This is a genomic window from Aminobacter sp. J44 (genome assembly GCF_007829415.1).
GTDB lineage: Bacteria > Pseudomonadota > Alphaproteobacteria > Rhizobiales > Rhizobiaceae > Aerobium.
Map to the genome: position 1 here is coordinate 1 of NZ_VLJG01000002.1, position 12,830 is coordinate 12,830.

At 60.8% G+C, this 12,830-nt stretch carries 6 protein-coding genes and 7 pseudogenes; 9 read left to right on the top strand and 4 right to left on the bottom strand.

Going from position 1 to position 12,830, the window contains the following annotated elements; genetic code table 11:
* A pseudogene (locus L610_RS00900) lies at positions 1-185 on the bottom strand (IS3 family transposase); the annotation flags it as partial.
* Here L610_RS00900 and tnpB point away from each other — a divergent pair.
* A complete protein-coding gene (gene tnpB, locus L610_RS20780; protein WP_210245984.1) occupies positions 155-424 on the top strand; it encodes an IS66 family insertion sequence element accessory protein TnpB in 270 nt (89 codons plus the stop codon). The pseudogene L610_RS00900 and the gene tnpB overlap by 31 nt on opposite strands.
* A 67-nt stretch (positions 425-491) precedes the next feature.
* Positions 492-722, top strand: coding sequence for a transposase (locus tag L610_RS00910; RefSeq protein WP_144701713.1), 231 nt, complete (start codon positions 492-494; stop codon positions 720-722).
* Between the two features lie 20 nt (positions 723-742).
* On the opposite strand, the gene L610_RS00915 is transcribed toward L610_RS00910, so the two are convergent.
* Positions 743-1,912, bottom strand: a complete 1,170-nt coding sequence (locus L610_RS00915; protein ID WP_144701716.1) for a nucleotide sugar dehydrogenase — start codon at positions 1,910-1,912, stop codon at positions 743-745.
* A 217-nt stretch (positions 1,913-2,129) separates the two neighbouring features.
* Between L610_RS00915 and L610_RS00920 the strand changes: the two are divergent.
* Together L610_RS00920 and L610_RS00925 are read left to right on the top strand one after the other, a co-directional pair.
* A pseudogene (locus L610_RS00920) lies at positions 2,130-3,007 on the top strand (hypothetical protein).
* 158 nt (positions 3,008-3,165) lie between these two features.
* A pseudogene (locus L610_RS00925) lies at positions 3,166-3,375 on the top strand (IS481 family transposase); the annotation flags it as partial.
* Between the two features lie 37 nt (positions 3,376-3,412).
* Here the strand turns inward: L610_RS00925 and L610_RS00930 are convergent.
* Positions 3,413-4,628, bottom strand: a pseudogene (locus L610_RS00930) (IS256 family transposase).
* Positions 4,629-4,677: 49 nt separating this feature from the next.
* Between L610_RS00930 and L610_RS00935 the strand changes: the two are divergent.
* Positions 4,678-5,220: pseudogene (locus L610_RS00935) on the top strand (DDE-type integrase/transposase/recombinase); the annotation flags it as partial.
* Positions 5,221-5,334: 114 nt separating this feature from the next.
* Here the strand turns inward: L610_RS00935 and L610_RS00940 are convergent.
* Positions 5,335-6,520 (bottom strand): annotated as a pseudogene (locus L610_RS00940) (IS110 family transposase).
* A 259-nt stretch (positions 6,521-6,779) separates the two neighbouring features.
* Here L610_RS00940 and L610_RS00945 point away from each other — a divergent pair.
* The 4 genes and pseudogenes from L610_RS00945 to L610_RS00960 all read left to right on the top strand — a co-directional run.
* Positions 6,780-7,022: pseudogene (locus L610_RS00945) on the top strand (integrase core domain-containing protein); the annotation flags it as partial.
* Positions 7,023-7,456: 434 nt separating this feature from the next.
* On the top strand, positions 7,457-7,768 hold the full coding sequence (locus tag L610_RS00950) for a hypothetical protein (protein WP_210245985.1): 312 nt from the start codon (positions 7,457-7,459) through the stop codon (positions 7,766-7,768).
* Between the two features lie 191 nt (positions 7,769-7,959).
* Positions 7,960-11,631 carry a PAS-domain containing protein gene (locus tag L610_RS00955; protein WP_246658881.1) on the top strand — a complete coding sequence of 1,224 codons (3,672 nt, stop codon included), beginning with the start codon at positions 7,960-7,962 and terminating at the stop codon, positions 11,629-11,631.
* Between the two features lie 106 nt (positions 11,632-11,737).
* Positions 11,738-12,778: a substrate-binding domain-containing protein gene (locus L610_RS00960; protein ID WP_144701725.1), complete on the top strand. Its 1,041-nt coding sequence runs from the start codon at positions 11,738-11,740 to the stop codon at positions 12,776-12,778.
* Positions 12,779-12,830 lie beyond the last annotated feature (52 nt).

Below are 12,830 nucleotides of genomic sequence, written 5' to 3' on the forward strand. Positions count from 1 at the left end.
TTGCCACTGTCGACCTCGGCCTTCTTGAGCCACTCGTTGAGGGTGTGCGCCGAGCAACCGATCTTGCCAGCCACCGACACCACGGCCGCCCAGCGGGACGGATACTCCCCGCCATGCTCCTGCMCCATCCGCACCGCTCGGGCGCGGACCTCAAATGAAAACTTGTTCGTCGTCTTGCTGGTCATGCTCCATCCTACTCAGGAGTTGGAGCCCCCGGCAAACCCGGTGCGGTTCAGATCACCGACATGCGGAAAGGGATAGAAGGTCTGGCGGCGCTGACGCAGGATGTGTTGCGCCAGAAGCCGACAGGAGGCGCCGTTTAGCGTTCCGAGGGCGGCGCGGCGATCGCATCAAACTTCTGTTTTGGGACGGACAGGGCTTTTGCCTTTACGTAACCGCCCGATTGTTACCGCCTGCCGGATAGCACCCTTGATGGCTTAAGACACGTGCTTAACGACGTCGTTTGCGACGTGTTTTAGACGAGGAACGGGATGCGTGTCGAAATTCTTGGGCAGGAACGACGTCGTCGGTGGTGTGATGATAAGAAGCTGGAGATCGTCATGTCGGTTGGGGTTGACGGGGCGACGGTGACGCACGTTGCGCAGCGCCATGAGGTTACGCGGCAACAGATCTATGCGTGGCGGCATGAGCTGAAGAAAAAGAAGGGGGTTTTGTCGCCTGCGACAATCTTTCTGCCGATCGAGATGCCCGAACCCCTCTAAGGATGGGAAGCCTCGGATGATCAGTCCCTCCCAAAGATGTCACGCGTGTAGATTTTGTCCTTCACATCGTCAAGGTCTTCCGACCATCGGTTAGTGATGATGATGTCGGCACGGCGTTTGAAGTCGGTGAGATCGCTCACGACCTTGGAGCGGAAGAATTCGCTCTCCGGATAGTCTGGCTCGTAGATGATGATCGGAATACCCTTCGCCTTGATACGTTTCATGATGCCTTGGATCGATGACGCTCGGAAATTGTCGGAACCCTTCTTCATGGCAAGGCGGTATACGCCGACCAAGTCCGGATTGCGTGCGACGATATCGGCTGCTAGGAGATCCTTGCGCATCCTGTTGGCGTCGACGATGGCGCGGATCAGACTCTGCGGCACCTCGTTGAAATTGGCAAGCAGCTGTTTGGTATCCTTCGGCAGGCAGTAGCCACCGTAGCCGAAGGACGGATTGTTGTAGTGCTTGCCGATACGCGGATCGAGGCTGACGCCCTCGATGATCTGTCGTGTGTCGATGCCGTGCGTCATGGCGTAGGAATCGAGCTCGTTGAAATAAGCGACACGCATAGCAAGATAAGTGTTGGCGAAAAGCTTAATCGCCTCTGCCTCGCCAGGCCCGGTGAAGATCACCGGGATGTCCTGCCGGATCGCACCCTGCTGTAAAAGACCGGCGAATTGGCGAGCCTCCGGCGTATTAGCGCCGATGACGATGCGGGAAGGATAGAGGTTATCGTAGAGCGCCTTGCCTTCACGCAGGAACTCTGGCGAAAATACGATACGCTCGTCTCCGCGTACCTCTCGGAGCGATTTCGTGTAGCCAACGGGGATAGTCGATCTGATGACAATCGTTGCTTGCCGGTTGATGTAGCGGACGTCATCGATGACGGCCTCGATACTGCTCGTATCGAAATAGTTGGTGCCCGGATCGTAGTTCGTCGGCGTCGCGACGACGACGAACTCGGCGTGCGCGAATGCCTCCACCTTATCGGTCGTCGCCCTCAGCCGCAGTGACTTCGTCCGGAGGTACTCTTCGATCTCAGTATCTACGATCGGGGAAATCCGATTGTTGAGCTTGTCGACCCGCTGATGCGTTATATCGTAGGCGATGACGTCATTGTGCTGGGCGAGCAGCACCGCATTGGAAAGACCGACATAGCCGATCCCTGCGACTGTGATGTTTGCCATCAATATCTCCAAGCTATATTAGAAGATCGAAAAATGATGCTGATCAGTTCATACCCGTACCATCGCTATTATCTTGCGGCGAAGAGGATCGAAACAAAGTTTTCCATAGGATTGGAAAAAATCTACCCCATCAAAGGTTTGGTGTGAAGCCCGGCAGAGTTTTGGGATAATTACTCACGCCCTTGTCAGAGGAGCAAACTCCTGAATCCATGTGGATATGGATCGCAGTGATTCGCGACTGACGAAGGAAGAATTGATCAATCTGGTGCTGCGGATGCAGCGTCCGGAGAAGACGTCGCGAACTTCTTCGAAGCTGCCTTCGAGCGATCGCAAGGAGCGTGGTGACAAGGCAAAACCTGGCGGCGCGAAACCGGGTCATGAAGGCCATAACCGCGCAATGAGCGAGGATTTCGATCACATCGTCGATCATCATCCCGACCAATGCCCCCTGCTGCTGCGCCAGTCTGCCCCGTGATCTTCCCGCCGAGGCCGTCAGCGAGCACGACAAGATCGAGCTTCCCGTGATCAAGCCTTTGAACGAGCGCCATCGGCGTTTTGGCGGTTCGTTGCCCGTCCTGCGACACGCTGTCGTCGCTGCTTTGCCAGACGCGGCGAAGGGGACGCCCGTTCGGGCCGCGCGTACATGCCGTAGCGACGACATATCTTAAGACCCTCCAAGCCCTGTCCTACGAGCGGCTGCAGGGTGTGTTCGCGGACCTTTTCGGCCACACCATCAGCCAGGGCGGCCTGATGAACATGCTGCGCCGTGCACAAGCGCCGCGCCCTGGAGCGAAGCTTGGATGATATCTGGCCGCATCGACATCGTGCGATCTGGCCCGTCATATCCTAAACAAATTAAGGCGAGCCCGCGATCAGCTTCTGACCCGCGCCGATTGGCCGGACTTGGTCGAGGCGACGAACAACGGGTGCGAACGCGCCCTCAGATCCGCCGTCATTCAGCGCAAGGTCACCAACGGCTATCGCGCCATGTGGGCAGCACAGGGCGAAGCCGACATTCGGACTGTCGTCGACACGGCTCGTCTCCGCCCCGGGACCAACGCCTTCAGCACAATCCTCCAGACCCTTTCAGCCTGAACCGCCAAGCTCGAAATGAGACGTGGGTAATTACGTTTTGGGAGCTGCAGCCATGCGGAACACTATTCACGGCGGCTGCTCCCATCGGAAGAGCAGCGTAGCTGTTTGATCCCGGGTTTTGATGGAGCATCCTTGTCGTCCGACGCAAAGGATGTGTTATGGGACAAATTCATCATGCGAGCGCCACAACGACAGCGGCGATCCGTCGAGCGATACAGCATAGTCAAGAGAGCCTGAGGGTTCTGGCCAAGCGCTACGGGATTAACCAGAAGACGGTGGCGAATTGGAAGAAGCGCCCTTCAGTTGCCGATCTGCCGACCGGGCCGAAGACAGTGCTGTCGTTGGAAGAGGAGGCGCTTATCGTGGCCGGGACTGTCAGGAATTCTGTGCGCGAGGCCGGTTTCGTCATTGGCTGACAAACCCTTCACCGAAAACGACGGCGAACTGGGTTCTGGCCTCGCACCATTCGCGCGGCGGTCGTTTCCATTCCTCGGCCGCGTGGTTCAACACCAAGTATAGCAGCTTCATGGCCGCATCGTCAGTGGGGAAGTGTCCCCGGGTGCGAACGGCGCGGCGCAGCTTCGAAGTCAGCGCCTCGATGGCGTTCGTGGTGTAGATAATCCGGCGCACGCTTTCGGGATAGGCGAAGAACGGCACGACTTGGCTCCAGTTGCGCCGCCAGCTTTGGGTGATTGCCGGATATCGTTGACCCCAGTAGCCGGCCTCGAAGTCCTCTAGGGCCTTCATGGCGGCTTCGGCATCCTTGGCCCGGTAGATCGCGCGCAGCGCCGGCACGACGGGCTTGCGATCCTTCCACGACACGAACTCCAGGGAATGACGGATCAGATGCACGATGCATATGTGGACAACAGGTCTGAACCACGGTCTGGGGAAAGACGGCGTTGATCGCCTCGGGAAAGCCCTTCAGGCCATCGACGACGGCGATCAGGATATCGCCCACTCCGCGGTTCTTCAGCTCGTTCATAACGCGCAGCCAGAACTTGGCGCCCTCCGTCTGCTCGATCCAGATGCCGAGTATCTCCTTGGTTCCATCGGGAAGGATGCCGAGCGCGATGTAGACGGCCTTGTTGCGCACGAAGCCTTCGTCCCTGATCTTGACCCGGATCGCGTCGAAGAAGACAAGCGGGTAGCAGATGTCGAGCGGGCGGTTCTGCCACTCGGCAACTTCGTCCAGGACGGCGTCGGTCACCGCGCTGATTAGGTCCGGCGACACGTCGATGCCGTAGAGTTCCTCCAGATGTCCGCGGATCTCGCGCACCGTCATGCCGCGCGCATACATGGAAATGATCTTGGCGTCGAAGTCCGGAAAGCGGCGCTGATATTTGGCGATCAGCTTGGGATCGAAGGTGCCGGACCGGTCGCGCGGGATCGACAGCGTCATCTTCGACGTGCCCGTCAGCACCGACTTCCGCGAATGCCCGTTGCGGCGATTGGCGACGCCTTCGACGCGTTCATCTTCAAGGTGCTCGTCCAACTCGGTGTTAAGAATGCGCTCCGAAAGCGCCTTCTTCAGATCATCGAGCAGCCCGTCCCTGGCGAACACCTCATTCGGATCGCGCCCCGCAAGCAACTGATCCAGTAGTTCCTTCTCGATAGCCATGTGATGATTCTCTCCTTTCCATCATCATGGCCTCGCGCACAAGATATCCGACAGTCCCATCGTGGCCTTCCGCAGGCACACACTGCTCCCCCTTGATGATTGCCTCTACGCGTTACAGCCGACACTCCCACATCTGACGCGTTCGTCGTTGCACCGATGTTAGCAGCGGCACGGCATCTCGCGGTTGCCCGATGTCGAGGGCGACAGGCCGGCGAAGAAGAAGTTCAAGAGCTACCCCATCGGCTACTTCCACATCGACATCGCCGAAGTGCGCACCGAACAGGGCAAGCTGCATATGTTCGTTGCCATCAACCGCACGTCGAAGCTAGCCTTCGTTGAACTGCACGAAAAGGCCACCACCGCCGTCTCGAGGGAGTTCCTGTTACGACTGATCGAGACGGTTCCCTACAAGATCCACACCGTGCTCACCGATAATGGCATCCAGTTCACCACGCCGGGCGCCGGTGGGTCGGCCGTGCCGTTGATCAAGGAGGCGATCGCCAATGGCGAGATCTTCCGGGCTCATGCCTTCGACTACGCTTGCGCCAGAAACGACATCGACCATCGTACGACTAAGGTCAGGCACCCTTGGCACTGATGTGATCGACAAGCGCTTTCTGGATAAAAATACGCTATTCTCCTGTTGCGCACGGACGACCGCGTGGCGAGAAGCAGGGTCCGAGGTGAGAGCCCTGCTGCGCAGCCCTTATCGGCGCATCTCGTTTGCGGCATCCCTGCGCGCCTTCTTCGGACCTCTTGAGTTCCAGCCGGCAACGAAGCGGGTATAGGCGCTCTCGGCCTGCTCCACCCAGCGGCGCTCTTCTTCCCGGTGGCTCTTGATGTTGTAGGCGTGGGCGGCTCCCTTTTGGCCGCGCACAGCCTTGCTGCCGGCCTTGAGTTCCACGTCGCGCAGCTTTTTGGCATGCAGGGAGGGTCGAGCCCAGGCGTAACTCTCGCCCTTCGTCAACAGGTGCCAGATCACGACCGAAAGTTTGCGTGCAGTTGCCACAGCCGCGACATGCTGGCCGCGCCGTGCTCTCACGCGCAAGAAGAAGGCGCGGAGCGGTCCCGGTGCGCGTGCCGCCGCCCAAGCTGCTTCGACGAGCATGCCGCGGGCATGACCGCGACCTTGCTTGGTAATCCGCCCATGATAGGCGGGACCTGGTCCGGACTGTCGGACGCTCGGGTTCAGCCCGAGATAGCTCACGAGCTTCCGTGGCGCGTCGAAACGCGACACGTCGCCGATCGCCGCCTTCATCGCCAGCGCGACGGTCATATCGACACCGGGAATGGTCATCAACCGCTTTACACCCTCATCATCGAGAGCCGAGCGGGCAAGATCGCGTTCGATAACCTGAAGGTCTTCGCCCAGCCGGTCAAACTCGCGTAGATGCCGATCGATCGCGAGGCGCTCGTCTTCCCGCACGATCTGTTCGTTCAGCCATGATCGGCCCTTGGCGCCGCACAGGTCGGCATGCGGGCAGGACGGGATCAGGTGGCTATGAAGGATCGACTGGATAACGTTCTTTAATCGAGTCCTCTGCCGGCCGATTTGATTGCGCCGCGTCACCTGCCGGCGCAGAGCCTGCGTCGGCTCATCCGGCATCCAGACTTCCAATCGTGTCCGTCTTGATCTTGGCATGGGCGATGATGCGCACTTGCTTCGGATTGGCGATCACCACTTTCTTCACATGCGGAGCAACAACTGCGGCCGCCGAGCTTGCATTGCCGGTGGCCTCGATCACGACGACGTCATCAGGCAATAGCTTCGCGGCGAACGCCCCCAGCAGATCGCGTCGCATGTCGACACGACCCAGCCGCCTGAGCTTGCCGTTCTTCCACGCCACCGCCTCGGCGAAGGCACGATGGATATCCAATCCGATGATACGCATGCCTGTTCCCTCCTTCCTGGCTCGGTCAAGGACGGGGGCTGGCGGGCAACACGACTTCTACTGATCCGCGCTCGCAGCGCATCCGGGAAAGTCGCGAGGGGCGGCCATGTAACGAGCTCGGGCTCTCAGCCCACGGTCTAAAGACGGCCTGCCCGCACCTTCGTGCTCCCAGGGCCCCACGTCCCGGATGGGCTCACCATAAGGCTGTTCCGAAAGAAAAACAGCAGGACGAAAAGGCACCGCAGATTACATACCGGATAACGGACAGGTCGAGAGGATGAACCGCACCATCAAGGACGCCACCGTCAAACGCTTCTACTACGAGAGCCACAGCCAGCTTCGACAGCACCTTGCCGACTTCGTCTCGGCCTACAACTACGCGCGCAGGCTAAAGACTCTCAACGGCCTCACGCCCTACGAGTTCTTCTGCAAAACCTGGACATCCCAGCCTGAACGCTTCAGGCTAGATCCGCTCCAGCAAATGCCGGGACCGAACACGTAGCTCGCACTAACGTTTAGCGTATCAGCCAATTAGAACGCAATTTCAATAATATACGCGTTCGCACATTTGCCTCGATCGGCGTGCCAGTTATCTCCACAAAATCATCGCTCTTCGCTTAGCCGATCAATTTGGGTGAGCCTCGCGATCTGCTGCCAAGATCCAGCAGATTCTCCAATCCTTCCCTGCTCGCATTTTTCATTTGATGAGCCGCGTCGAAATATGATCGCATGCTAACGGGCAAAACCGTGGGAGGGGGAAATGCGAACAGCTATCGCTGCGGGCCTGTTGTTGCTTGTCGCAACGCCAGCGTCGGCTCAGTGGGTCCATCAGAAGCAGGAAAGCGCGTTTGGCGGTGCTGCGAAGCACGTAGCGTGACCGTTAGAGGGACATACGGCTTCGGTCTCCGATGCCAGAGCGACGACCTCACTGCGATCTTGCTGGCACCGGAAGCGATCACCTTCGACGATGCACAACGCTTCAAGCAGCTTTCCCCGATTATGCTGCTACGCATCGACAACGGCGAAGTACTCGAGCTCGACGCGCTGGTCGAAAGCTCTGAAGGTCAGCTTCGGGTCGGTGCCGCCATCGATGTAGCTACGGCGCACGATATAGCGAAGGCCCGGCGCCGCGTGGCGGCAGCCCTTTCGCTTCAGGGAAAGCAATATCACGAGCATCAGTTCGGTGTGTCGGGGTCGAGCCGCGCTGTCGGCCAGATGCTGAAGGGCTGCGGCCTGCCGCMGCCGTGATTGCCTGGAGTCAATGAGCGAATCCGGTGGCCGTGTGCGCGCTATGGTTAGCTGATCGTTAAGCCTTCGCATCCACAATCCCTCGCTGACTTGCATGCAAGCAATGGGGGGCTGGCGCGTTCATGCAGGAAGTTACGACCTCTGTTTTGCCTTTCGGTGAGACGCCGACGCTATCTTCTGTGATGAACAGCATGCCGGCGGAAGGGCAGCTTGCCGCCGCCGGTCTTCAGCTTCTCGAAAACGACTGCGCCTGGCTGTGGCAATCGGATCCCAGTCACGTCATCTGCCAACTCTCCGACAGCTACGCTGCCGCCACCGGCGCGAGCCCGGATGACGTCATTGGCCGCGCACGTATCGATACCCTGCTGGAAACCGGCAGCCTCGGCGGCAAGTCTGAGCATCTCGATGCGCTGCGCGCCCGAAAGCCGTTCCGCGACTTCATCTGCCACACCAAGGTTCCCAACCGCGACTGCCGCTATGTGGCGATCTCCGGCGTGCCGCTGTTCGACAGCGACGGCACTTTCCTCGGCTATCGCGGCACCTGCCGCAATGTGACCGCCTACTTCCGCAAGGCCACGTCGCAGATGCCCTCGCGCGATACGCGCCTGGCGCTGATGCTCGACGCGCTGCAGGACGCCTTCTGCTACTACGACGCGGACGACCGGCTGGTTCTCTACAACCACGCTATGGTCAAGATGTATGCCGGGCTCGAGGATTTGATCCGCCGCGGCACACGCTTCCATGATCTGGTCCGCGCCGCGGTCGACCGCGGTTTGTGGACGCCGCACGAAATGGATGCGGAAGCCCTTTGCACATTCCTGATCGACGGCCGCAGCAAGCGCGAGCCTTTCGAGGCGCTGATCTCGTTCTCCGACGGACGCTACGCCATCCATCGCGAGGTCCCTTCAGAAGACGGCGGCATGATCTGCGTTTGTACGGACGTGACTGCCCTCAAGCGCCATGAGAACGAGGTTCTCCTCGCTAAGCGGGAAGCTGAGTATCTCCTCGAAGATCTTCGGCGCAGCCTCGACGCCATGCAGATGGGCGTCGTCATCGTTGACGAGAACCTGGACATCGAGATCGTCAACAAGGCCTTCTACGAGATCTGGCGTTTCAACGAGACCAACGTCCCGACAGGCAGCCCATTCCGGGTACTGATGGACTACAACCGCGACAACGGCGTCTACGGTGTTTCACCGCAGGAGTGGGAAGCCTATGTCGAGTCGCGGCTCGACGAGATCCGCCAGGGAAGCGTCGCGCCGCGCGAATTCTCCCGCGCCGACGGCCGCACGATGATCTATTCCGTGACGCCCCTCTCCGGCCGCAAGCGTCTCATCAGCTATTTTGACATTAGCGAGATGAAGGAGCGCGAGAAGCAGGTTGCGGTCGCGCTCGAACGTGCCCGCCTCGCCGAGACCGTCATCGACAACGTGCCCGATCCAATGTTCGTCAAGGACGCGGACCTGCGCTTTGTCATGGTCAACCGCGCCTACGCGCAGATGTGGGGCAAGGCTCCCGAAGACATCATCGGCAAGCGATCGCGTGACTTCGCGCCGCCGAGGATTGCGGCCGAGCTCGAGCGGCGTGAACTCGAGGTCCTGAAGACTGGGGAGCCCTACGAGCACGAAGAAGACTACGTCATCGACGGCAAGGAACACTTCCGCATCCTTCGGAAGAACCGCGTGCGCACGCGCTCGGGCACCGACTACGTCGCAGGCTCGATCTTCGACGTGACGGAGTTGAAGCGTCGGGAAATGGAGAGCCGCGCGGCCCGCACCTATCTCGAGAACGTGCTGGAATCGCTGCCGGCGGGCATCATCATCTACGACACCGAGGACCGCTTCGTTCTTGCCAACAGGAAGCTGCAGGACACGATGCCGGAGGTGAATGCGGCCTGGTATGCCGGCTGCCCGTTCCGCGAGGCGCTGCGGCTTGGCCATGCCCACGGCTACTTCCGCGCCAGCGGCGATCCGGATGTCGATGCTCTCTATGATAGCGACCGCGAGCAGTGGATCGACGCCTATCTCGAACGCCGCCGCGAACAGCACCGCACCTATGTGCGTCAGAACCCGGATGGCCGCTGGTACCAGGCAATTGACACGCGCACGCCCGACGGCTCGTTCATCGGCATTCGCATAGACATCACTGAGTTGAAGCAGCGCGAGGCCGAACTCGAGGAAGCGCAGCGCAAGGCTGTGCTCGCCGACCGCGCCAAGTCCGAATTCCTCGCCAACATGAGCCATGAAATCCGCACCCCGATGAACGGCGTCCTCGGCATGGCGGAACTTTTGGCTCGCTCGCGGCTCGACGACCGCCAGAAGACCTTCACCGACATCATCGTGAAGTCCGGCAACGCGCTACTGACGATCATCAACGACATCCTCGATTTCTCGAAGATCGATGCGGGCCAGCTGGTTCTCGATCCGGGGCCGTTCCATCTCGCCGAGGCAATCGAGGACGTGGCGACGCTGGTCTCGACAAGAGCCAAGGAAAAGGATCTTGAGCTCATCGTCCGGGTGCAGCCGGGCCTGCCGACGGTAGTCGTTGGTGACGTCGGCCGCTTCCGGCAGATCGTCACTAACCTCGTTGGCAACGCGGTCAAATTCACCGAGAAGGGGCACGTCCTCGTCGACGTGTCTGGCCATGACGTCGGCGACGAGGTCGCCCTGCGCGTGTCGGTGAAAGACACCGGCATCGGCATTCCAGCCGACAAGCTGGACCAGGTCTTCGAGAAGTTCAGCCAGGTCGATGCGTCATCGACGCGCCGTCATGAAGGCACTGGCCTGGGCCTCGCGATCACCTCGCGGCTGGTTGCCCTGATGGGCGGCGAGATCGGGGCCGAGAGCGTCGAGGGCCAAGGTTCCACCTTCTGGTTCACGCTGACGATGCCGCGTGCGGGCGACCATCGCGTACTTCGCCCAACGCCGCTCGACGTTTCGGGCGCGCGCGTGCTGATCGTTGACGACAACGCCGTTAACCGCGCAATTCTGATGGAGCAGATGGCGAGTTGGGGCTTCGACGCCTGCGCCGTCGAGAGCGGCGACGAAGGCATCGCCGTCCTCAAGGCAGTTGTCGCGCGCGGCCTCACCGTCGACTGCATGATCCTCGACTACCAGATGCCGGAGATGACCGGCAGTGATGTCGCGCGCGTCGTTCGCGCAACGCCGGAACTTGCCGCGACGCCGATCGTCATGCTGACCTCTGTCGATCAGACGCTCGGTCAGCCGAGCTACCGTGCGCTCAACATCGACGCTCATCTCATCAAGCCCGCGCGCTCTTCGGCGCTGCTTGAAGCGCTCGTCGCCGCAATCCAGAAGCACCGCCACGGGCTTCAGCAGAAGCACGACCGCACTGCGCCAGCCTCTGCGGTCGAAGATGCCGATGTCATCCGCGTAAAGCCTGCAGCGCCGGCACTGCCGGAGCCCAACATCGTGCCGCTGCGACCTGCCTCCGGCCGCGACCACCGGGTCGACATTCTCGTTGCCGAGGACAATGAAGTGAACCAGCTCGTATTCAGCCAGATCCTTGGCGAAACGGGCCTGCGGTACGAGATCGTCGGCAATGGCCGGCTCGCGGTCGAAGCCTGGTCGCGGCTCAAGCCTCGCATGATGCTGATGGACGTCTCCATGCCTGAGATGAACGGCCTCGAGGCAACCGGCCGGATTCGCGAGATGGAGGAAGGCACCGGCCGGCACACGCCGATCGTCGGCGTCACCGCCCATGCGCTCAAGGGCGACCGGGAACGCTGCATTGAAGCCGGCATGGACGACTATCTGTCCAAGCCAATCAGCCCGAAGGCACTGACGGAAAAGATTTCGCTGTGGCTTGGTGCCGGTACGGAGGTCGACTTCAGCTTCGCATGACGCCGTCACCGGCGTGACACCGGACTGTCATCCAGCTGTTACATAACGCGGCTATTGCCACTCCCGACGCAAGGAGCGTCGCATCCGACCTTCGGGAGTAGGCACCATGACCAGGCATTTCCTCGTAGCGACCGTCGCCTCCGCAGCCCTCGCCGCCTCGCTCGGCGCAGCCAGCGCACAGTCGCGCGACATCATCCAGATCGCAGGTTCCTCGACCGTCCTGCCCTTCGCGAGCATCGTCGCCGAGGAGTTCGGCCAGGCATTTCCCGACTTCAAGACGCCGGTTGTCGGCTCGGGCGGCACGGGCGGCGGCCTGCGCCAGTTCTGTGGCGGCGTCGGTGAGAACACCATCGACATCGCCAATGCCTCGCGCCGGATCCGCGCCGCCGAGGTAGAAGCCTGCAATGCTGCCGGCGTCAGCAAGATCCACGAGATGATGATCGGCTATGACGGCATCGTCTTCGCGACAAGCGCACAGCGCGCCGACTTCGCGCTTGAACCGGTCCACGTATTCAAGGCAATCGCCGCTCAGGTTCCGGTCGACGGCAAGCTCGTCGACAATCCCTACACAAAGTGGAACGAGATCGATCCGTCGCTGCCTGACCAGCCGATTGCACTGGCGATCCCGGCCTCCAACCACGGCACCCGGGAAGTCTTTCAGGAGCGCGTGATCGCGGAAGGCGCCAAGGCAGCCGGGCTGCCGGAGCTGTCGAAGGAAGAGTTCGAGAAGGTCACCACCACCTTCCGCGGGGACGTGGTGGTCGAGATCGCCGGCGATTACACCGAGACTCTCGCCCGCCTGCAGGCCAACCCGGATACGGTCGGCGTCTTTGGCCTCTCCTTCTACGAGCAGAACCGAGACACGCTAAAGGTCGCGACTGTTTCCGGTATCACCCCGTCGCTCGAAACGGTCGCCGCCGGCGAATACCCGGTCTCCCGCCCGCTCTTCTTCTACGTCAAGGGCGAGCACATCGGCGTCGTTCCGGGTATTGCCGAATATGTCGAGTTCTTCCTGTCCGACCAGATGGCCGGGCTGGGCGGCACGCTCGAGACCGCCGGCCTGATCCCCGCGCCTGCGGAAGAACTCGCCGAGGTTCTGGCGAGCTTCCAGGAAGGCAGGACAATCACAGTAGAGGACGTGAAGTAGCGCGTCACGCGGGCATCGGGCCGCTCATGCGGCCTGATGCTCATCCTTCATG